The 20,865-nt window shown below is 71.5% G+C and carries 20 protein-coding genes and 1 riboswitch; of the genes, 6 read left to right on the top strand and 14 right to left on the bottom strand.

Translation table 11 applies throughout. The features are described 5' to 3' along the window. Positions 1-301 precede the first annotated feature (301 nt). Positions 302-1,543, top strand: a complete 1,242-nt coding sequence (locus ACYBSK_RS11770; RefSeq protein WP_460246000.1) for a glycoside hydrolase family 18 protein — start codon at positions 302-304, stop codon at positions 1,541-1,543. A 49-nt stretch (positions 1,544-1,592) separates the two neighbouring features. Here the strand turns inward: ACYBSK_RS11770 and ACYBSK_RS11765 are convergent, their stop codons facing one another. Together ACYBSK_RS11765 and ACYBSK_RS11760 are read right to left on the bottom strand one after the other, a co-directional pair. Continuing rightward, positions 1,593-2,222 (bottom strand): TetR/AcrR family transcriptional regulator, encoded by a 630-nt coding sequence (locus ACYBSK_RS11765; protein ID WP_457476854.1) that lies wholly within the window; start codon positions 2,220-2,222, stop codon positions 1,593-1,595. Between the two features lie 49 nt (positions 2,223-2,271). Beyond that, entirely contained in the window at positions 2,272-2,424 is a 153-nt protein-coding gene (locus tag ACYBSK_RS11760; RefSeq protein WP_457476853.1) for an SCO1431 family membrane protein, read from the bottom strand. Between the two features lie 185 nt (positions 2,425-2,609). Here ACYBSK_RS11760 and ACYBSK_RS11755 point away from each other — a divergent pair, with 185 nt between their 5' ends. After that, positions 2,610-4,091 (top strand): M1 family metallopeptidase, encoded by a 1,482-nt coding sequence (locus ACYBSK_RS11755; RefSeq protein WP_460245999.1) that lies wholly within the window; start codon positions 2,610-2,612, stop codon positions 4,089-4,091. 70 nt (positions 4,092-4,161) lie between these two features. Here ACYBSK_RS11755 and ACYBSK_RS11750 read toward each other — a convergent pair whose 3' ends face one another. Next, a complete protein-coding gene (locus ACYBSK_RS11750) occupies positions 4,162-5,541 on the bottom strand; it encodes a peptidase C39 family protein (RefSeq protein ID WP_460245998.1) in 1,380 nt (459 codons plus the stop codon). Positions 5,542-5,725: 184 nt separating this feature from the next. Between ACYBSK_RS11750 and ACYBSK_RS11745 the strand changes: the two genes are divergently transcribed. Together ACYBSK_RS11745 and ACYBSK_RS11740 are read left to right on the top strand one after the other, a co-directional pair. Then, on the top strand, positions 5,726-6,367 hold the full coding sequence (locus ACYBSK_RS11745; RefSeq protein ID WP_460245997.1) for a uridine kinase family protein: 642 nt from the start codon (positions 5,726-5,728) through the stop codon (positions 6,365-6,367). A 406-nt stretch (positions 6,368-6,773) separates the two neighbouring features. Continuing rightward, positions 6,774-8,648, top strand: coding sequence for an AAA family ATPase (locus tag ACYBSK_RS11740; protein WP_460245996.1), 1,875 nt, complete (start codon positions 6,774-6,776; stop codon positions 8,646-8,648). Between the two features lie 19 nt (positions 8,649-8,667). On the opposite strand, the gene ACYBSK_RS11735 is transcribed toward ACYBSK_RS11740, so the two are convergent. Then, complete coding sequence (locus tag ACYBSK_RS11735; protein ID WP_457476848.1) at positions 8,668-9,120, bottom strand: Lrp/AsnC family transcriptional regulator; 453 nt, start codon at positions 9,118-9,120, stop codon at positions 8,668-8,670. A gap of 116 nt (positions 9,121-9,236) precedes the next feature. Between ACYBSK_RS11735 and ACYBSK_RS11730 the strand changes: the two genes are divergently transcribed. Further along, positions 9,237-10,199, top strand: coding sequence for a DMT family transporter (locus tag ACYBSK_RS11730; RefSeq protein ID WP_460245995.1), 963 nt, complete (start codon positions 9,237-9,239; stop codon positions 10,197-10,199). A gap of 13 nt (positions 10,200-10,212) precedes the next feature. Here ACYBSK_RS11730 and ACYBSK_RS11725 read toward each other — a convergent pair whose 3' ends face one another. The 10 genes from ACYBSK_RS11725 to ACYBSK_RS11680 form a co-directional block, all read right to left on the bottom strand. Next, the gene (locus tag ACYBSK_RS11725) at positions 10,213-11,292 is read right to left on the bottom strand and encodes a hemolysin family protein (protein ID WP_460245994.1); all 1,080 of its coding nucleotides are present in this window, start codon (positions 11,290-11,292) and stop codon (positions 10,213-10,215) included. Beyond that, a complete protein-coding gene (locus ACYBSK_RS11720) occupies positions 11,289-12,632 on the bottom strand; it encodes a hemolysin family protein (protein WP_460245993.1) in 1,344 nt (447 codons plus the stop codon). The genes ACYBSK_RS11725 and ACYBSK_RS11720 overlap by 4 nt, the downstream gene beginning before the upstream one ends. Positions 12,633-12,959: 327 nt before the next feature. After that, on the bottom strand, positions 12,960-13,412 hold the full coding sequence (locus ACYBSK_RS11715; RefSeq protein ID WP_457476844.1) for a PH domain-containing protein: 453 nt from the start codon (positions 13,410-13,412) through the stop codon (positions 12,960-12,962). 19 nt (positions 13,413-13,431) lie between these two features. Further along, positions 13,432-14,280 (bottom strand): ATP phosphoribosyltransferase, encoded by an 849-nt coding sequence (gene hisG / locus ACYBSK_RS11710; protein WP_457476843.1) that lies wholly within the window; start codon positions 14,278-14,280, stop codon positions 13,432-13,434. Positions 14,281-14,335: 55 nt separating this feature from the next. Further along, a complete protein-coding gene (locus ACYBSK_RS11705; RefSeq protein ID WP_030038616.1) occupies positions 14,336-14,608 on the bottom strand; it encodes a phosphoribosyl-ATP diphosphatase in 273 nt (90 codons plus the stop codon). A 34-nt stretch (positions 14,609-14,642) separates the two neighbouring features. Continuing rightward, positions 14,643-15,128 (bottom strand): 6,7-dimethyl-8-ribityllumazine synthase, encoded by a 486-nt coding sequence (gene ribH, locus ACYBSK_RS11700; RefSeq protein WP_457476842.1) that lies wholly within the window; start codon positions 15,126-15,128, stop codon positions 14,643-14,645. 39 nt (positions 15,129-15,167) lie between these two features. After that, complete coding sequence (locus ACYBSK_RS11695) at positions 15,168-16,391, bottom strand: bifunctional 3,4-dihydroxy-2-butanone-4-phosphate synthase/GTP cyclohydrolase II (protein WP_460247004.1); 1,224 nt, start codon at positions 16,389-16,391, stop codon at positions 15,168-15,170. A gap of 107 nt (positions 16,392-16,498) precedes the next feature. After that, complete coding sequence (locus ACYBSK_RS11690; RefSeq protein WP_457476840.1) at positions 16,499-17,152, bottom strand: nicotinamide mononucleotide transporter family protein; 654 nt, start codon at positions 17,150-17,152, stop codon at positions 16,499-16,501. Continuing rightward, positions 17,149-17,763 carry a riboflavin synthase gene (locus ACYBSK_RS11685; protein ID WP_457476839.1) on the bottom strand — a complete coding sequence of 205 codons (615 nt, stop codon included), beginning with the start codon at positions 17,761-17,763 and terminating at the stop codon, positions 17,149-17,151. Before ACYBSK_RS11685 ends, ACYBSK_RS11690 begins: the two co-directional genes overlap by 4 nt. A gap of 158 nt (positions 17,764-17,921) precedes the next feature. Then, a riboswitch (FMN riboswitch) is annotated at positions 17,922-18,052 on the bottom strand. Between the two features lie 289 nt (positions 18,053-18,341). After that, positions 18,342-19,493, bottom strand: a complete 1,152-nt coding sequence (locus ACYBSK_RS11680) for an ROK family transcriptional regulator (RefSeq protein ID WP_460245992.1) — start codon at positions 19,491-19,493, stop codon at positions 18,342-18,344. Between the two features lie 99 nt (positions 19,494-19,592). Between ACYBSK_RS11680 and ACYBSK_RS11675 the strand changes: the two genes are divergently transcribed. Next, a complete protein-coding gene (locus ACYBSK_RS11675; protein ID WP_460245990.1) occupies positions 19,593-20,807 on the top strand; it encodes an MFS transporter in 1,215 nt (404 codons plus the stop codon). Positions 20,808-20,865: the final 58 nt, after the last annotated feature.

Genomic DNA, 20,865 nt, shown 5'->3' with positions numbered 1-20,865 from the left:
CTCTCCTCACTGGGCGGGCACTGCGGCGACGGACGCCGGATGAGCGGGCGCCACCGGGTGGTCACTGCCGAGCCGGCGCCGGCCTCCCGGATCACGGAAAGCGCAGACCACACGGCTGCGGCGTGTTGAGTATTCCCGATCCGGAGGCACTCGTCACTAGTTAACGACCGCTTACTCCAAGTTTTTCGCGGAGCCCAAAATTGGTTCGGACCATTGACCTCACTGGTCTAGTCCTTCTAATGTGCGGCGCGCAGGTCCACGGCACCACCCCCCACGCTCCCCTCCCCCACGAGGAGACACGATGCTCAGACCGCACCTCCCCCGCAGGGGCCTCAAGGCCCTCCTCTCCACCGCGTGTTGCGCCGTCCTCGGCGCGGGACTGCTCGCCGGAGCGGGCAGCGCCGCCGCGCAACAACCCCTGGACGCCGAGCCGAAGGCGGCCGGTTCGAAGGTCGTCGGATACTTCACGGAGTGGGGTGTCTACGACCGGAACTACCACGTGAAGAACATCGAGACCTCCGGCTCCGCGGACCGGCTCACGCACATCAACTACTCGTTCGGCAACGTCCAGGGCGGCAAGTGCGCGATGGGCGACTCCTACGCCGCGACCGACAAGGCGTACACCGCGGACCAGTCCGTGGACGGCGTCGCCGACACCTGGGACCAGCCGCTGCGCGGCAACTTCAACCAACTCCTGAAGCTGAAGAAGAAGCACCCGGACCTCAAGATCCTCTGGTCCTTCGGCGGCTGGACCTGGTCCGGCGGGTTCACCGACGCGGCCAAGGACCCGGCCGCGTTCGCCCAGTCCTGCTACGACCTGGTCGAGAACTCCAAGTGGGCCGATGTCTTCGACGGCATCGACATCGACTGGGAGTACCCGAACGCCTGCGGCCTCACCTGCGACACCAGCGGGCGCGACGCCTACAAGAACCTGATGTCGGCGCTGCGCTCGAAGTTCGGCGGCGACTACCTCATCACCTCCGCCATCCCGGCCGACGCCACCGAGGGCGGCAAACTGGACGCCGCCGACTACGCGGGCGCCGCGCAGTACGTCGACTGGTACAACCCGATGACGTACGACTTCTTCGGCGCCTGGGACGCGCAGGGGCCGACCGCGCCGCACTCGCCGCTGACCTCCTACGACGGCATCCCGAAGGCCGGCTGGGACACCTCGGCCACCATCGCGAAGCTCAAGGCGATGGGCGTGCCCGCGTCCAAGCTGCTGCTCGGGATCGGGTTCTACGGGCGCGGCTGGACGGGCGTCACGCAGGACGCGCCCGGTGGCACGGCGACCGGGCCCGCGGTCGGCAAGTACGAGCAGGGCATCGACGACTACAAGGAGCTCAAGAGCAAGTGCCCGGCCACCGGCACCGTCGGCGGGACCGCGTACGCGCACTGCGGGAACGACTGGTGGAGCTACGACACCCCGGGCACCATCGCCGGGAAGATGGACTACAAGAACCAGCAGGGCCTGGGCGGCACCTTCTTCTGGGAGCTGTCCGGCGACACGTCCGACGGTGAGCTGATCAAGGCGATCAACTAGCCGGACAAGCACGCCACTTGCGCTCCTCTGCCCGTACACGCGCGTACGGTCAGGGGAGCACCGGCGCGGGGTACGAGGGTTCGAACTCCTCGATCACCCGCAGGGTTTCGCCGAGGGTGCGGACCAACAGGGCGCGCAGGGTGTCCCGTTCGAGCTCGCGGTGGCCGATCCAGTCGAGCGTGATGCCCTCGACGCCGCACAGCCACCCGAGCAGGGCCGTCCGCGCGAGCCGCGGCACCGTCGGCGTCCCGTACACGGCACGGGCGATGGTGGCGATCAGATCGTCGCGCACCCCGTCCCGGACGGTCTGCACCTGGGCGTCGAAGCCCACGCCGCCGGTGACGATCGTGCGGAACGCCGCCTGGTTCCGCTCCGCGTAGCGCAGATAGCCGTCCACCGTGCGGTGCACCCGCTCGACGGGGGCCAGGTCACCGACGGTGCTCGCGCGGTCCACGAGGTCACCGACGGACTCCTCGATGATCGCCAGGTAGTAGCCGCGCTTGGACTGGAAGTAGTAGTAGATCAGCCCCTTCGCGACGCCCGCGTGCTGCGCGATGTCGTCCATGGACAGCGCGTCGTAGGACGTGTCGGCGAACAACTTCCGCCCGATGGCGATGAGTTCGGCGCGGCGGGCGGCGGACCGGTCGGTGCCGCGCGCCCGCTGTTGGCTGGTGTTCAATTCCCGCCCTGGTCTCGGACTCCTTGCGAAGGCCGCAGTATGGCAGCTTTCACATCCAGCCGAGCTGTGTGACGAGCATCGCGAGGACCACGACGAACGTCCATCCCAGGACGTGTTCGAGAATCTTGGGCCCGTTGTCCTCGGGGCCGCCGGTGCGGGCGCGGGCGGCTGCGGTGGAAGCGGTGGCGGAGCTTGCGGTCATGGTGTCTCGCTCGGGTCGCGGTGCTGGTCCTGGCTCCCCCGGCGGCGCCCCGTGTCCCCTCCGGCGCCCCCTCCACCTTGCCATCGGATCGCGTCCGCGCGGCCGAGAGGTTGGTCACGTACAACCGGCCCCGGGCGTGGCGCGTCCCTTAGAAAGACGCGTTCCGTCCGACCGGAAGGTTCTCGATGAGTACGTACCGGACACCACGCCGCAGAACCCGTCTCGCCCTCGCCGCGGCGATCACCGTCACCGCGGCGCTGACCGGCCCGACGGCCGTCTCCCGCGCGGCCGCCGAACCCGCGAGGCCGGGCGCCGCGGGCCTCGGCGACCCGATGTTCCCGCTCGACGGCAACGGCGGCTACACCGTGCGCCACTACACGCTCGACTTCGACTGGCAGGCGCCCAGGACCCCGTTCGCCGCCGCCACCACGATCAGGGCGACGGCCACCCACGCGCTGTCCCGCTTCGACCTCGACTTCGCGGGGAACACCCTGCGGACGGTGACCGTGAACGGGAGCGCGGCGGCCACCCGGCGCGACGGCGACGAGCTGGTCGTCACGCCCAAGTCGCCGATACCCAAGGGAAGTTCCTTCACCGTGCGGGTCGGCTACACCGCCGACCCGACGCAGCTGCGGCACCGCGACGACGCGATCGAGGACTACGGCTGGATCCCGACGCCGGACGGCACGGTGCTGTACCCGCAGCCCAACGGCGCCAAGATGATCTTCCCGTCGAACGACCACCCCAGTCAGCGCGCGCCACTCACCTTCCGCGTGACGACCCCGCCGGGCCTGACGGCCGTGGCGAACGGGCGCCTGGTCGACCGCGCCGAGCAGCGCGACGGGCGGGTCCGCTGGACGTACGACTCCGAGCAGCCGGTCGCCGCGCAGCTGGTCCAGCTGGCCATCGGCAGGTTCCGGCTGATCGAGAGCGAGGGTCCGGGCGGGCTGCCGCTGCGCGACGTCGTCCCGGACGAGCTGGTCGCGCCCACGAAGCAGTACCGCGACCTCACCGGCGAGCATCTGGCCTGGCTGCGGGAGAAGCTGGGCCCGTACCCCTTCAACCGGTACGGAGTCCTCGTCGGCGACACGGACCTCGGCGTCGCCCTGGAGACGCAGACACTGTCGCTCGTGCCGAAGGCGGATCTGCTCGGCACGCGGGTCGACGCCGAACGCGACCTCGTGCACGAGCTGGCCCACCAGTGGATCGGCGACAGCGTCGGCATCGCCTCCTGGTCCGATCTGTGGTTCAGCGAGGGGCACGCCCGCTTCTACGAGCGCTGGTACTCCGAGGAGCACGGCGGCGACAGCTTCGAGGCCGCGATGCGGACGGCGTACGAGAACCACGACCAGTGGCGCCACGACTACGGGGCCCCCGCGGAGCCCACCGAGCCGAACCTCTTCAAGAGGATGCGCTACGACGGCTCGGCGCTCGTCCTGTACGCGCTGCGCGAGCAGGTCGGCGCGGAGACCTTCGCGCGGATCGAGCGGGCGTGGGTCGCGCAGTACCGGGGGAAGACGGCGTCGACGGCCGACTTCGTGCGGCTGGCCTCGACGGTCGCGGGTCACGACCTGACGGACTTCCTGCACCCGTGGCTGTACGGGTCCCGGACGCCGCCGATGCCGGGCCACCCCGACTGGGTGGTGAACCCGGTGGTCACGGGCTGACACGCGCCCCCTCGGGCAGCCACGCGCGCGTGGACCGGTGGTCCGGCCCCACGCGCGCGTGGGTGAGGTCTCAGCGCACGCCCACCGCCGCGAGCGCCTTGCGCTGCTTCGCGGTCGGCCGGGCCGGGAAGTACAGGTAGCAGACCCCGCCGGTACCGGAGACGACCTTGTTGTCGGCGTTGTAGCGCTTGGTGCGCAGCCAGATGTTCTCCCACTCCCGCCTCTTGTAGACCCGGCGGACCGCCTGGTTGCTCGACGAGGCGGGGTCGTTGGCGATCACGTCGCCGTCGGCGGTGAAGCCGATGACCGTCATCAGGTGGCCGGAGGTGCCGTAGCCCGCGCCCGTCAGCTCCTCCTTGAGGAACGACTGGGACGTTATGGCCGGGATGCCGGCCGCGATCAGCGTCTCCAGGTCCTTCAGGGACGACAGCCGCGTGACGACGCCCTGGAGATCCTTGTACGTCGCCGCGTACGCCGCGTTGAACGGCCAGTTGCCGCAGCCCTCGTACTGGTAGTCATACGTATAACGGGCCGCATGGCAGACCTGCGGGTCGGCGTACGAGGGGTCCACCCAGGCCAGTTGCTCGGGCGTCGGCTTCCGGCCCCAGTACTCGATGATCATCTGCGAGGACGTGGGGCTGCACCACGCCTCGCCGCCGTTGTCGTACTCGGGGTACTGGCCGACGTGGATGTTCTGTGAGTACCGCGGGACCTTCAGCTCCTTGGCGAGGCCGGGCCTGGACGCGGGGACCGTGAAGCGGTCCGGGACGTCCGAGCCCATCGCGCCGAGCCGCCACACCGTGGGCGCCGCGTCGGAGCCCACCGCGCGCAGCAGCGTCAGCCGCAGCCGGTACGAGACCAGGCGCAGCCCGGACGCCGTGTCGTCGATGGAGAACGTGTCCGTCCAGATGCTCGACTTGCCGTCGGTCTGGTCGTCCACCGAGGTGCGGCGGATGTCGGCGCCGTCGTCGTCCCCGGAGGTCCAGCGGCCCATCACGTACCAGGGCGTCTCGGCGCCGTCCGTGTACGTGCCCTGGAGTTCGATCTGGATCCAGGTGCCCTTCGGGGTGCGCGCGTTCCAGGACGCGATCACCTCCGTGGCGGGTACGGAGAGCGCATGGACCGGGGAGAGCCACTCGGCGTACTCCCACTCGGCCTTCTTGTTCAGATGCGGATCGGTGTACGTCCGCGTGCCCGCGGGCGCGTCGATGGTGACGCCGGGGCGCTCGCCGTCGACCGCGCGCGTGCCGTTCGCGGTGCCGGTGAGCCAGTCGGTGTACGTCGTCCAGGTGCGGTTGTCCACGAGGCGGGGTGCGGCTCCCTTCCGTGCGGGCCGGCCGGAGGCGGCGTGGGCGGGGCCCACGGCCGCGGTCGTGGCGAGCGCGGCGCCGGCGGCCGCCGCGATCAGGGTTCTCCGGGAGAGGGGGGCGGCGCTTTCGGGTCGGGTCATCGGCTGATCCCTCGGTCGACGGGTCGTGACGGACGTGACGGAGTGCGCCAACTATGGCCGCCGGGGCGGGATTTCCACCAGCGTTTCGAGGCCGCCCACTGGCACCAATATTGGTCCTTACCACTGGCATGACCTGCGGTGGCGCGCGCGAAACCGATCCGGGCCGCGTCGTACCCTTGCGGCCGTGAACCCTCACCGTGTGCCCCTCGCCGACCTCGCCGACCGGATCCGCCGCCTGCCGCCGTCCTGCGGTCCCGTGCGGCTCGTGGGCGTCGACGGGCACGCGGGGTCCGGGAAGTCGACCTTCACCGCGCGGCTCGCGGAGGCGCTCGGCGGGGCCCCGGTGCTGCGGCTCGACGACATCGCGAGCCACGACGCCCTCTTCGCCTGGACCGACCGGCTGCGTACGCAGGTGCTCGCCCCGCTCTCCCGCGGCGAGAGCGCGCGCTACGAGACGTACGACTGGAACGCGCGCCGTCACACCGCCGGGGGCGCGCTGTCGGCCGCGGACGTCGTCCTGATCGAGGGCGTGGGGGCGGGGCGGCGCGAACTCCGTCCGGAGCTGGCGTTGTTGCTGTGGCTCGACATGCCGCGCGAGACGGCCTGGGCGCGCGGGCGGGCGCGGGACGGGGAGGCGCAGCGGGAGTTCTGGGACGGCTGGATCCCAGCGGAACGACAGCACTTCGAAGAGAACCCGTCGTTCCCCTTCGCGCATCAATTGGTGCGCGAGTGTCCGGAGGGATACGAGGTGCGCGAAGGGCCCGGTGGACCCCCGCGCACGACGGGGCCCGTCACTCACCGTGACGGACCGCCAGCGGTGCGCTGAACCTTCGGAAAGCGCCTTCCGCCACTTTTCACGAGAGCCTCAACTCTGCTTGACCGAGGGGCCGTACAGGACTTACGTTCTCAATGTGCGGCCTTTCGGGGCCGCCCGAAGTCGCGAAGCCCCCGGTTGTTCCCCCGTGATCGGGGGCTTCGTTCTGCCCTCAATGCCCTTTCCCGAGCGCCCCGAGGGGCGGTTCGCTCACCCTGGGTCACCACCCGGCACCGCGCTCACCTGCGCCGTATCCCCCGGACGCGCCTCGATCCGACCGCCCCGCGCCCTACGGCCCGGCTCGCCCCCGCAGGTACGATGCCCTCGGTGCGGTCTACGGACGGCTCGCTGTCCGCATCGTGACAACTCCCGTCCATGACAGAGCGGTTCATCGGGGGCACGGTTTGTGGGGGACGTGATGGACTTCGGCACCGGTGCACAGGCCGGCCCGGCCGACCTCGCCTGGCTGCGAGGCGTCGACGCCTACACCATGGGCGCCTATCCGCAGGCGGAGGAGGAATTCCGCGCGGCGGTACGGATGGACCCGGGGATGGCCGACGGCTGGCTCGGGCTGCACGCCCTGCGCGTCGACACGACGACGGCGCTGCTGCGCATGTTCCGGCACCGCGAGCGGTTCGGCGAGCAGCGCACCCGGCACCGCCGCACACTCAACTCCTGGTACTGGCTGGGCTGGTGGGTGCAGCCGGTCCTGGAGCACCCGCGCGACCTGCTGCTCGCGCACGCCTCGCACTGGCTCGACGGCCGCCACGTCCCGGACCTGGACCGGGCCCTGGCGACGCTGCCGCCGGTCGACGCGGACACCCAGGTGCGGTTCCTGCACGCCTGCCGCTCGTACCTCGTGAAGGATTGGGAGCAACTGGTCCGGCACACCGACCCGTTGACCGACGACCCGATGCTCGGCATCGAGGCCGGGCTGTTCGGCGGCATGGCGCGGGTACGCCTGGAGATGTACGGGCAGGCCGAACCCCTGCTGTCCTCGGCCCTGATGCGCTGTCGCAGCGAGCAGCCGCAGCGCAAGGAGCTGCGCTACTGGCTGGCCAGGGCCCACGAGGGCACCGGGCGGTCGGCCGCCGCGCTCCCCCTGTACCGGGCGGTGCACCGGGTCGACCCCGCGTTCATGGACACCTCCGCGCGGCTCGCGGCGATCGCCGAGGGGGACGGGTACGGGGACTTCGGGGACGGCTCGGACCTCACGACGCTGACGATGACGGGGTACCCGGACGGGCTCGACCAGGACGCGGGCGATCCGCTGTACGAGAGCGACGGGCGCGGCCTGAAGGTCTCCGACCCCGATCTGCCGCCTCCGCCGGGCGGTTCGGCCGCGTCCGCCGACGACACCGGCATGGTGCGGGAGAAGGCCGTGGTGCCGGTGCCCGCGCCGCCGCCGGCCGCCTCCACGGACCCGGTGCTGCTGGAGGAGGCGCTGACCGAGCTGGAGCGGATGGTGGGCCTGGAGCCCGTGAAGCGCCAGGTCAAGGCGTTGTCCGCGCAGTTGAACATGGCGCGGCTGCGGGCCGGGCAGGGGCTTCCGGTCCAGCCCCCGAAGCGGCACTTCGTGTTCTCCGGCCCGTCGGGGACGGGCAAGACGACCGTCGCGCGGATCCTCGGCCGGGTCTTCTACGCGCTCGGGCTGCTCGGCGGGGACCACCTCGTGGAGGCGCAGCGGGCGGACCTCGTGGGCGAGTACCTGGGACAGACCGCGGTCAAGGCCAACGAGCTGATCGACTCCGCGCTGGGCGGCGTACTGTTCGTCGACGAGGCGTACGCGCTGTCCAACTCCGGGTACGGCAAGGGCGACGCGTACGGGGACGAGGCGCTTCAGGTGCTGCTGAAGCGCGCCGAGGACAACCGGGACCATCTCGTGGTGATCCTCGCCGGGTACCCGGAGGGCATGGACCGGCTGCTCGCCGCCAACCCCGGTCTTTCGTCGCGGTTCACGTCGCGCGTCGACTTCCCGTCGTACCGGCCGCTCGAACTCACGTCGATCGGCGAGGTGCTGGCCGGGGAGAACGGGGACGTGTGGGACGAGGAGGCGCTCGACGAGCTGCGCTCCATCGCGGGACACGTGGTGGACCAGGGCTGGATCGACGAGCTGGGCAACGGGCGGTTCCTGCGGACGCTGTACGAGAAGTCGTGCGCGTACCGGGACCTGCGGCTGACCGGGTTCGCGGTCGAGCCCACACGGGACGATCTGGCGACGCTGCGGCTGCCCGATCTCATGCAGGCGTACGGCGAGGTGCTCTCGGGGCGGGGGCCGTCGACCGGCCAGTGAGCCTGTGCGGGGGCCGGGGTCAGGCGGGGTCGACGACCTTCCTGCGCATGTGGCCGTAGACCACGGACGTGCGGACGTCGGCGAGTTCGGGGCGCTTCGTCAGCTTGTCCAGGACCACGGCGTGCAGATGGTCGGTGTCGCGAACGGCGACGTGCACGAGGAAGTCGTCGTCGCCCGTGAGCACGAACAGCGAGACGACCTCCGGCATCGCCTCCAGGAACGCCTGGAAGGACTCGATCGCCGATCGGGTCGGCGGGCGGATCCGCACCGCGATCACCGCCTGGAGCCCTCGGTCGATCGAGGCGAGGTCGACCTCCGCGTGGAATCCGGTCAGGACCCCGCTCTTGCGCAGTGCCCTGATGCGCTCCAGGCAGGTCGACGGCGCGATGCCCAACTCCTGGGCCATGTCGCGATTGGTGCGCCGACCATCTTCCTGGAGCATCCGCACCAGCGCCGAATCTAGTTCGTCCACGGTTCCTCCTCTCCTTCCGATTCCGAAGATAATTCGGACGTTTCGCATCATCTTCGTTGATGTTGTTAGCCTCCAGCCTAATTCACTGATGTTTGTTCGGAGAGGGGCGGCTGGAGATGCGGGACCGAGGGACGACCGCGGGGGCGGTGTGCGCGGTCATGGTGGCAGCGCTGCTGTGGAGCAGCTCGTACGCCGTGACCAAACAGATTCTCGCCGATGTCGGCCCGCTCACCATCGGCGCCGTCCGGTTCACGCTCGCGGCGCTCCTGCTCGGCCTCCTGGTGCGGGTGCAGCGGCGCCGCGGCGTCGGCAGCCCGCGGCCGGACTCCCGGCAGCGGCGCCGACTCCACGTGAGCGGGCTGCTCGGCATCACCGTGTACTTCGTGCTGGAGAACGTCGGCGTCGATCTGTCCACGGCCTCCGACGCCTCGCTGATCGTGGCCACCTACCCGCTGATGACGATGCTGCTGGAGCGGGTCGCCCTCGGTGCCAGGATGCCGCCGCAGCGGGTGGCGGGGGTGGTCCTGGCCACGGTCGGCGCCTTCCTCGTCGTCCGCAACGGGGCCGCGGCGGGCGGCGCCGAACGCTGGTGGGGCGACATCCTGCTGCTGCTCGGCGGTCTGGCCTGGGCCGGCTACAACGTCCTCGGCAAGCGGGCCGCCCGGGGGCAGGACGCCGCGAGCGTCACCTACCACCAGACCCTCGCGGGCGCGGTCGGCTTCCTGCTGGCCTCGCTGCTGGAGGCCGGCGACTGGCGGCTGCCGGGGCCGTCCGCCTCGCTGCTCCTGGTGTACCTGGCCGTCGCCTGCTCGGTCGGCGCGTTCCTGCTCTACAACTACGGGCTGCACCGCATGCCGTCGAGCGTCGCGGTGAACATCCTCAACCTCGTCCCCGTCTTCGGCGTCGTCGGCGCCGTGGTGATCAACGGGGAGTCGGTGGGGCTCGTCCAGGTGGCCGGCGGAGTGATCATCGTCGCCGGAGTCGCGCTCGGCATGGTCCAGCGGCGGCCCGCGCCCCTGCCGGCGCCGCGGACGCCGCCGACCCCGACGCGGGTGCGCGAGGGGGCCGGCGAGCGGTGACGGGAGGGGCTGGCTAGGCCATGGCCTCCTGGCGGCGGGCCCCCGGCACCCGGGGGCCGTCCGGCTCCCGGTGGGCCGGGTCCTTGACCTCACCCACCAGCAGTTCCAGTACGTCCTCCAGGGCCACCAGGCCGAGTACGCGGCCGGAGGCGTCCGCCACCTGGGCCAGGTGCGTGGCCGCGCGGCGCATCACCGTCAGGGCGTCGTCCAGCGGGAGTTCGGACCGCAGCGTGGCCATGGGGCGCCAGACCTGCTGCGGCACCGCGCGGTCCGCGTCGGGGCCGTCGATCAGGTCGAGGACGTCCTTGACGTGCAGGTAGCCCATGAAGGCGCCGTCGTCCGAGCAGAGCGGGAAGCGGGAGTAGCCCGTGCGGCCCGTGAGCCCGATGATCTCCGCCGGGGTGACCGATGGGCCCACCGTCACCAGGGAGCCCCGGTCGATGAGGACGTCCGTGACCGGGCGCGAACCCAGTTCCAGCGCGTCCTCCAGGCGCTCCTGCTCCTCGGGCGCGAGCAGGCCCGCCTGCCCCGAGTCCTCCACGAGACGGCCCAGCTGGACGCTGGTGAAGACCGCCTCCACCTCGTCCTTCGGCTCGACGCGGAAGAGCTTGAGGATCAGCCGGGCGCAGGCGCCGAGTGCGACGGTGACCGGCTTGCAGAGGCGGGCGAAGGCGACGAGGCCGGGGCTGAACCACAGCGCGGTCTTCTCCGGCGCCGCCATGGCCAGGTTCTTCGGGACCATCTCGCCGATGACGAGGTGGAAGAAGACCACGGCCGCGAGCGCGATCACGTACCCGAGCGGGTGGATCATGCCGTGCGGGACGTGGGCCGCCTCGAAGACGGGTTCCAGGAGGTGGGCCACCGTCGGCTCGGCCACCGCGCCGAGCGTCAGCGAGCAGACGGTGATGCCGAACTGGGCCGCCGCCATCATCTGCGGCAGGTGTTCGAGCCCGTACAGGACCTGCTTGGCCCGTTTGCCGGGGATCGGTTCGATCTGGCTGCGGCGGACCGAGACCAGGGCGAACTCCGCGCCGACGAAGAAGCCGTTCGCCAGGACGAGCAGGGCGGCGAAGACGAGTTGCAGCGCGCTCATCGGGCCGCCTCCAGCACGGGTCGCGGGGCGTCCGCGAGCCGGACGATGCGGACGCGCTCGGCCCGGTAGTGGTCGACGGCGCGCACGGACAGACGCCAGCCGGGCAGTTCGGCGCGGTCGCCGGGGGCGGGGATGCGGCCCAGGAGGTCGGCGACGAGCCCCGCCACCGTCTCGTAGGGGCCCTCGGGGACGTCCAGGCCGATGCGGCGCAGGATGTCGACGCGGCAGCCGCCGTCGGCGTCCCAGGCGGGGCGGCCGTCCTCGGGCGGGGCGACGGCGAGTTCCGGCCGTTCGTCGAGCACGTCGTCGTGCTCGTCGCGGACCTCGCCGACGAGTTCCTCCACGATGTCCTCCAGCGTGACGACCCCGGCCGTGCCGCCGTACTCGTCGACGACGACGGCTATCGGCTGCTCGCTGCGGAGGCGAGCGAGGAGGGGTTGTACGGGGAGGGTCTCCGGGACGAGCAGCGGGGGTTGCGCGATGCGGCCGACCGGCGTGCGCAGCCGTTCGTGCGCGGGCATCGCGAGGGCGTCCTTGAGGTGGACCATGCCGATGATCTCGTCGATCCGCTCCCGGTAGACGGGGAAGCGGGACAGACCGGTGGCGCGGGTCAGGTTGACCACGTCCTCGGCGGTCGCGGACGCCTGGAGCGCGCTGACCTTCACGCGGGGCGTCATGACGTGCTGCGCGGTCAGCTCGGCGAGGGAGAGGGTGCGCACGAACAGGTCGGCCGTGTCCTGTTCCAGGGCGCCCGCCTGCGCGGAGTGCCGGGCCAGGGAGACGAGTTCGCCGGGGGTGCGGGCCGAGGCGAGTTCCTCGGCGGGCTCGACGCCGAGGGCGCGCACCAGCCGGTTCGCGACGGCGTTGAGCAGCGCGATCACCGGCCGGAACAGGCGGGAGAAGGCGTGCTGCGGGCCGGCCACGAAACGGGCCACCTGGAGCGGCTTCGACACCGCCCAGTTCTTCGGCACGAGTTCGCCGACCACCATCTGCACGGCGGAGGCGAGCAGCATGCCGACGACCACCGAGACGCCGCTGACCGCGCCGTCCGGGATGCCGATCGCGGTGAACGGCGCGTTCAGGAGTTGGGCCAGGGCCGGTTCGGCGAGCATGCCGACGACCAGGGAGGTGATGGTGATGCCGAGCTGGGTGCCGGAGAGCTGGAAGGACAGCTGCTTCAGGGCGTGTACGACGGTGCGGGCGCGCTTGTCGCCGGCGGCCGCGGCCTTCTCGGCGTCGGGGCGCTCGACGGTGACGAGGCCGAATTCGGCCGCGACGAAGAAGCCGTTGGCGAGGATCAGGAGGAAGGCGGCCGCAAGGAGCAGCAACGGGATGGTCATGCCGCCGCCTCCGGGGACGTGTGCGCCTCGGGGGCGCTGTGTCGGGAGGGGGCGGCGCAGGTACTACCGGACGATCCGTCCATCGCTGGAGGGAGTCACTCCTCGGTTAGCAGGAGCCCCGTGGCTCCGCCGGGTGGGCGGGGTCGGGGCGGGGCGGCGTCTTGGGCGCGCCCCGGAACCAGATTAATCAAGCCGGGGGCGGATGTGGCAGGGGCTACGCCCGCTGGGGTCGGTGGTGCCGGGGGCGCGGTCGCGGGGCGCTGCCCCGGACCCCGCTCCTCAATCGCCGGAGGGGCTTGATTTACCCGCCGGACCGGACCTCGACGTTCAGTCGCCGGAAGGGCTTGAGGTGCCTACCCGTGCTTCGGCCAGGGCGCGGAGGGCCTTGGCGTCGCGGATGGCGGATTCCTTGGCGATGCCAGGCTGGATGCCCATGGCGGCGAGGCTGGTGCCGTCCGTGAGGTTGAGGAAGGCCCAGGGGTCGCCGGGGCGGAGGTTGACCTGGACGATCTCCGCCCAGGACAGGCGGCGGCTGCGCGCGACGTTGACCACCGTGACGCCCTCGGCGTCGGCGACGACCTTCGGCCGGGCGAGCAGCCACAGCACGCCCCAGAACAGCGCCCCGGTGAAGACGAAGCTGGCCTGCTCCCCCGGGCTGAGGCCGTCGAGCAGCAGCGCGACGACCGTGATCACCACGAAGGAGACGGCGCCGAGCCCGTGCAGGATGGCGCGGGTGCGGCCCGGCCGGAAGGTGACGGGAAGGTCAGGGGTGTCCGACATCGCTGATTCCTCGGAGAGCTCAGAGGCGGCAGGCGTGGATGGCCGTGGTGAGGATGGCCCGCGCGCCGAGGGCGTACAGGTCGTCCATGATGCGCTGCGCGTCCTTGGCCGGGACCATGGCGCGGACCGCGACCCAGCCCTCGTTGTGCAGCGGCGAGACGGTCGGCGACTCCAGGCCGGGGGTGAGGGCGACCGCCTTCTCCAGGTGCTCGGCGCGGCAGTCGTAGTCCATCATCACGTACGTCCGGGCGACGAGGACGCCCTGGAGGCGGCGCAGGAACTGCTGCACCTTGGGCTCCTCCGTGGAGTCGCCCTTGCGGCGGATGACGCAGGCCTCGGAGCGCATGATCGGCTCGCCGAAGACTTCGAGGCCGGCGTTGCGCAGCGACGTGCCGGTCTCGACGACGTCCGCGATGGCCTCGGCGACGCCGAGCTCGATGGCGGTCTCGACGGCACCGTCGAGGTGCACGACGTTGGCGTCGACGCCGCGCTCGGCGAGGTACTTGCCGACGATGCCCTCGTAGGAGGTCGCGATCGTCTTGCCTGCCAGGTCGGCGACGTCCTGCACGGCGCCCGGACGCGACGCGAAGCGGAAGGTGGAGCGGGCGAAGCCGAGCGGCAGGATCGTCTCGGCCTGGGCGCCGGAGTCGATCAGCAGGTCCTCGCCGGTGATGCCGATGTCGAGCTTGCCCGAGGACACGTAGATCGCGATGTCCTTGGGGCGCAGGTAGAAGAACTCGACCTCGTTGTCCGGGTCGACCGTGACGAGTTCCTTGGACTCCTTGCGCTGCCGGTATCCGGCCTCATGCAGCATGTCCGACGCAGGTCCTGAGAGTGAACCCTTGTTGGGGACGGCGATGCGCAGCATGAGGTCGGATTCCTTTGCGTAAGGGGGGAGTTGTGGATGGGACAGGTACGCGGGCTTAAAGGTGCGCGTACACGTCGTCGAGGGAGATGCCGCGGGCGACCATCATCACCTGGACGTGGTAGAGGAGCTGCGAGATCTCCTCGGCGGCGGCGTCCTTGCCCTCGTACTCGGCGGCCATCCAGACTTCGGCGGCCTCCTCGACGACCTTCTTGCCGATGGCATGGACGCCCTTGCCGACCAGTTCAGCGGTGCGGGAAGTGGCGGGGTCGCCGGTGGCTGCCTTGTGCTGGAGCTCGGTGAAGAGCTCCTCGAACGTCTTATTGGACATGGTGGCGTCTACTTTACGCGTCCCGCGCCGGCCGTTAACGCCAGGGCTCGGCGATCGTACGCAGCGTGGTCGCGGTCGCCACGGCAGCGGTCACGGCCTCGTGCCCCTTGTCCTCGGTGGAGCCCTCGATTCCGGCGCGGTCCAGGGCCTGCTGCTCGGTGTCGCAGGTCAGCACGCCGAAGCCGACGGGGACGCCGGTGTCGACGGAGACCTGGGTGAGGCCGTTGGTCACGCCCTGGCACACGTAGTCGAAGTGCGGGGTGCCGCCGCGGATGACGACGCCGAGCGCGACGATCGCGTCGTAGCCGCGGCCCGCGAGGACCTTGGCGACGACCGGCAGCTCGAAGCTGCCGGGGACGCGCAGGACGGTGGGCTCGCTGATGCCCAGCTCGTTCAGGGCGCGCAGGGCGCCGTTCACGAGTCCGTCCATGACCTGCTCGTGCCACTGGGCCGCGATGACGGCCACGCGCAGGTCGCCGCAGTTCTTCACGCTCAGTTCGGGTGCACCCTTGCCGCTCACGCGCTTCTCCTCGTACGTACGTATCTGAAAACGGTTGGCTTACTGGTTGTTGCAGGCGGACGTCCTGGGGGCGTCCAGCCACGGCAGGTCGTGGCCCATGCGGTCGCGCTTGGTGCGCAGGTAGCGCAGGTTGTGCTCGCCCGCGGTGACGGGCATCGGCTCGCGCTCGGTGACCTTGAGGCCGTGCCGGGTGAGGGCGTCGGTCTTGTCGGGGTTGTTGGTCATCAGGCGCAGGCTGCGGACGCCGAGGTCGCCGAGGATCTGGGCGCCCGCCGCGTAGTCGCGGGCGTCGGCGGGCAGGCCGAGTTCCAGGTTGGCGTCGAGGGTGTCGCGGCCCTGCTCCTGAAGCTCGTACGCGCGCAGCTTGGAGACGAGGCCGATGCCGCGGCCCTCGTGTCCGCGCAGGTAGACGACGACGCCGCGGCCCTCCTCGACGATGCGGCGCATGGATTCCTCCAGCTGGGGGCCGCAGTCGCAGCGCAGCGAGTGGAACACGTCGCCGGTCAGGCACTCGGAGTGGATCCGGGCGAGGACCTCCTCGCCGTCGCCGAGCTCGCCGTGGACGAGAGCGACGTGCTCGACGCCGTCGACCGTGGAGCGGTAGCCGTAGGCCGTGAACTCGCCGAAGGCGGTGGGGAGCTGGACGGTCGCCTCGCGCTTGACCGTGGGCTCGGAGGTGCGGCGGTAGTCGATCAGGTCCGCGATGGAGATGATCGTCAGGCCGTGCCTGCGGGCGAACGGGACGAGTTCGGGCAGTCGCAGCATGACGCCGTCCTCGCCCGCGATCTCGACGATGGCGCCGGCGGGGCGCAGGCCCGCGAGCCGGGCGAGGTCGACGGCGGCCTCGGTGTGGCCGTCGCGGACCAGGACGCCGCCCGCCTTGGCGCGCAGCGGGAAGATGTGGCCGGGGCGCACGAAGTCGCCGGCCGCCGCGGTGCCGGAGGCGAGCATGCGCAGGGTCTTGGCGCGGTCGGCCGCGGAGATGCCGGTGGTCACGCCGTGCGCGCCGGAGGCGTCGACGGAGACGGTGAACGCGGTCTGCATCGACTCGGTGTTGTCGCCGACCATCTGCGGCAGTTCGAGCCGGTCGAGCTCGGCGCCCTCCATGGGGGCGCAGATCAGGCCGCGGCACTCGCTCATCATGAAGGCGACGATCTCGGGCGTGATCTTCTCGGCGGCGACGACGAGGTCGCCCTCGTTCTCCCGGTCCTCGTCGTCGACGACCACGACGGGGCGTCCGGCGGCGATGTCGCGGATCGCCATCTCGACCGGGTCGAGCGACAGGTCCTCGACCTCGTAGAGGTTCGCATCAGACGGGGTGGCGCGCAGCGCCTTCCTTGGAAGGGCGGGGGTGGGAGACGGGCGGGCGCTCATGCGCGGGCTCCTTCCATGGCCGGGGTGGCGGGGGTGGCGGCGGCGCGGGAGCGCAGCCACCAGTCGCGCATGCCCCACAGGACGAGCGCGCCGTAGATGACGTAGACGAAGCCGGAGAAGGCGAAGCCGTTGGCGAAGTTCAGGGGGACGCCGACGAGGTCGACGAGCAGCCAGGCGAACCAGAACTCGACCATGCCGCGGGCCTGCGCGTACATGGCGACGACGGTGCCGACGAAGATGTACGCGTCCGGCCACGGGTCCCAGGACAGCGTCGGGAACGCGGTGAACAGGCCGCCCACGGCGAGCGTGCCGACGGCGGCGGCGCCGATCAGCCAGCCGCGCTCGCGCCAGGTGGCGAAGCGGACGGCGATGGAGCCGTCCTGCGCCTGGCCCGTGCCGCGGTTCCACTGCCACCAGCCGTACAGGGCGACGACGATGACGACGAGCTGCTTGCCCGCGCTGCCGGAGAGGTGCGCGGTGGCGAAGGCGGTCAGGAGGATCGCGCCGGAGACCAGCTGGGCGGGCCAGGTCCATATGGAGCGGCGCCAGCCGAGCGCGAGGGCGATCAGGCCGACGGTGTTGCCGATCATGTCGGTCCACAGGATGTGCTGGCCGAAGATCGTGAAGGCCTCGGTGTTGAGCCAGTTCACTTGGTGCCCCCGTCGGAACCGATGCGGTCGCCGAGCATCCGCTCGACGTACTTCGCGATGACGTCGACCTCAAGGTTCACCGGGTCCCCGGCCTGCTTCACGCCGAGCGTGGTCAGGGCGAGGGTGGTCGGGATGAGGCTGATGGTGAAGTAGTCGTCGGCGGCCTCGACGACGGTGAGGCTGACGCCGTCGACCGTGATCGAGCCCTTCTCGACGACGTACTTGGACAGCTCGGCCGGCAGCGAGACCTTGACGATCTCCCAGTGCTCGGACGGGGTGCGCTCGACGATCGTGCCCGTGCCGTCGACGTGGCCCTGCACGACGTGTCCGCCGAAGCGGCCGTCGGCGACCATCGGTCGTTCGAGGTTGACGCGGGAGCCGGTGGCGAGCGCGCCGAGGCTGGAGCGCTTGAGGGTCTCTGCCATGACGTCGGCGGTGAACTCGTCGTTCTCGTGCTCGACGACGGTCAGGCACACACCGTTGACGGCGATGGAGTCCCCGTGCTTGGCGCCCTCGGTGACGACGGGCCCGCGGACACGGAAGCGACAGGCGTCATCGAGATTCTCGACGGCGGTGATCTCGCCCAGCTCTTCGACGATTCCGGTGAACACTTCCCGGGTCCTCCCTCTACGGGCCTGGACTCCGGGGCACTGTCGTACGACGACGACAGAACGTACGGACTGCGACACCTGGGGCGACGCCGCGTTCGACACCGGTCCCTCGGGGGACCGCTGAAACAGCCGGCGACGCGCACTCACGTGCCCGCCCGCCGCGCACTGCCTCCCATCCGGACTTTAACCGTCGGTCCAGGAATTTCACCTGGTCAACCGGTCACTGGACGTGACCGGGTCGCGGACTGTAACCGCCGGTTCGGACTTTCACCGACCCCGGAGTGCGCTGCTTCTGGTACGCGTCCAGTCTGCCACGTCCCGTCCACCTGCATGCGGGCGATTGCTGTGGGCTGACTCACAGGCCGTGTGGCTGGTTTCCGTCCGCCGCCGGGAATAGGGCGTCGCCGCGCGGGCTCCAAAGGCTGGGGCTCCGCCCCATACCCCGCTCCTCAATCGCCGGAGGGGCTTGATCGCGCCCACTCCCCGCACGCGCCTCCCCCGCTCTTGAGTGCCTCGCTCTTGAGCCCATCCGGCGACGCTTAAGCCCCTCCGGCGATTGAGGAGCGGGGGCCCGGGGGTCAGGTGGTGGTGGGGTAGAGGGTGGAGTGGGCGGCGTCGCGGGCCGTGAGGAGCGCGCCGCGCAGCACCGCCGACCCACCCAGCTCACCCGCCCGCACCTCCGTCGCCAACGGCGACATCCGAGCCAACCGCTCCCCCACCCGCCCGGCCAAGGCATCCCCGCCGGCCCTCCCGACCTCCCCCGCGAGCACCACGCACCCGGGGTCAAGGACCGCCACCACCGCGGCGGCGCCCAGCACCACGCGGTCCGCGAGCGCGTCGAGGAAGGCGGGGCTGCCATGCCGTACCACATCCGCGGCACGCTCCAGCGGCTCCCCGGGGCCCACGAGCCCGTGCTCCGCGGCCAGTTCGAGGATCGCCGAGGAACCGGCCAGCGAGTGGAACCCCCCGTCGCACCCGGACGCGGACGGCAGTCCCCCCGTGCCCGGCACCGGCAGGAAGCCGACCTCCCCGGTGCCGCCCGACGCCCCGCGCCGCAGCTTCCCGTCGAGGACGACGGCCGCGCCGATGCCGAGCCCGAGCCACAGCAGCACGAACGTGTCCCGGTCGCACGCGACGCCGTCGCGCCGCTCGGCGAGGGCGGCGAGGTTGGTCTCGTTCTCCACCAGCACCCGCGCGGGCAGGCGCTCCTGGAGGGCCGCGACCAGGAGGCGGTGCCATCGCGGCAGGCCGGAGGAGTCGCGCAGTTCGCCGGTCGCGGGGTCGATGAGCCCGGGGGCCCCGACGCCGACCGTGTGCAGCCGCTCCGCGCCCGCCTCCTTCGCCGTGCGCTCCAGCGTCGCGACGGTGCGCTCGACAGCACCAAAGGCGTCCGCCTCGACCGGCACCGACGCCTCGGCGAGCACCGTCCCGAGGAGGTCGGCGACGACGAGGCGGACACCTTCGGTGCGCACGTCGAGCGCGGCGAGGTGCGCGCGGTCGGCGACGATCCCGTAGAGCCGGGCGTTCGGGCCGCGCCGCTGGGCACCCGCCTCCCCGACGACCGTGATGAGGCCGGACGCCGTGAGCCGTTCGACGAGGTCGGCGACCGTGGGCCGGGACAGGCCCGTGCGTTCCTTCAACTGCCCTGCGGTGAGCGGGCCTTCGTCCTGGAGAAGGCGCAGCGCGAGCCGGTCGTTGATGGCTCGGGCGGTTCTCGGCGATGCGGGCATGGCGGGATCCTACGCGGATATTGCCCTAACTATCAGGCAGGGTTCCTGATAGTTTACGGCCGCACGCACGTACGGGGAGATCCGGGGAGGGCCTGCCGCATGGCAGAAGTGACGTACGGAATCAGGGAGTTGAGGCGGGCGCGGTACGCCGTGGCCGCCGTCTTCTGCATCCACGGCTCGGTGACGGGGTCGTTCGCGACACGGGTGCCGTGGATCCAGGAGCACGCGGGTGTCAGCGCCGGACAGTTGGGGCTCGCGCTCGCCTTCCCCGCGATCGGCGCCTCGCTGGCGATGCCGCTGGCGGGCAGCGTCAGCCACCGCTTCGGCGCCCGCACGGCGCTGCGCGGACTGCTCGCGCTGTGGACGCTCGCCCTGATCCTCCCCTCGCTCGCGCCGAACCTGCTCACGCTCTGCGCCGCGCTGCTCGTCTACGGGGCGACGGCCGGCATGTCGGACGTCGCCATGAACGCGCTGGGCGTCGAGATCGAGACCCGGCTCGACAAGTCGATCATGTCGGGCCTGCACGGGCTGTGGAGCGTGGGCGCCCTGATCGGCTCGCTCGGCGGCACCCTCGCCGCGCACCTGGGCGCGGACGCGCGTCTGCACCACGCGCTGGCCGCGCTCGTCCTGACCGTCGCGGGCCTCGTCGTCTGCCAGTGGGTGCTGGATCTGCGGCCGACGGAGGAAGAGGAGGCGCCGCCGCGCTTCGCGCTGCCGCCCAAGTCGGCGCTGCTGATCGGCGCGGTCGGTTTCTGCGCGGTCTTCGCGGAGGGCGCGAGCCTGGACTGGTCGGCGGTGTACCTGCGGGACGTGCTCGACACCTCGGCCGGGCTCGCGGCGGCCTGCACGACGGCGTTCACGCTGACGATGGCGGTGGCCCGGATCGCGGGCGACGCGGTGGTGGACCGGTTCGGCGCGGTGCGCACGGTGCGGCTGAGCGGCCTCGTGGCGACGCTCGGCGCGCTGCTCGTGGTGGTCGCGCCGAGCCCGGCGGTGGCGATGGCCGGATTCGGCCTGCTGGGCATCGGCATCGCGGTGGTGGTCCCGCTGTGCTTCGCGGCCGCCGGGCGCAGCGGCCCGAACCCGAGCCTGGCCATCGCGGGCGTCGCCACCATCACGTACACCTCGGGGCTGATCGCGCCGAGCCTGATCGGCGGGGTCGCGCAGGCGACGAGCCTGGTCGTGTCGTTCTGCGTGGTCACCCTGCTGGCGAGCGGCCTCGTGGTGTTCGCGCGGGTGCTGCGCGCGGGCGACCGGGCGCCGACGGGTTCGGCGGAGCCGAGCACGGCGCGGGCGGTGGACCCGGCCCCGTAGGTCCGCGCGCTCCCGCCCCGGGGTCCGGGTGGGTGGCGGCGGCTCGGTACGAACTCGC

It is taken from the genome of Streptomyces sp. BYX5S (genome assembly GCF_054724165.1).
This window is presented reverse-complemented; position numbering and strand designations above follow the sequence as displayed.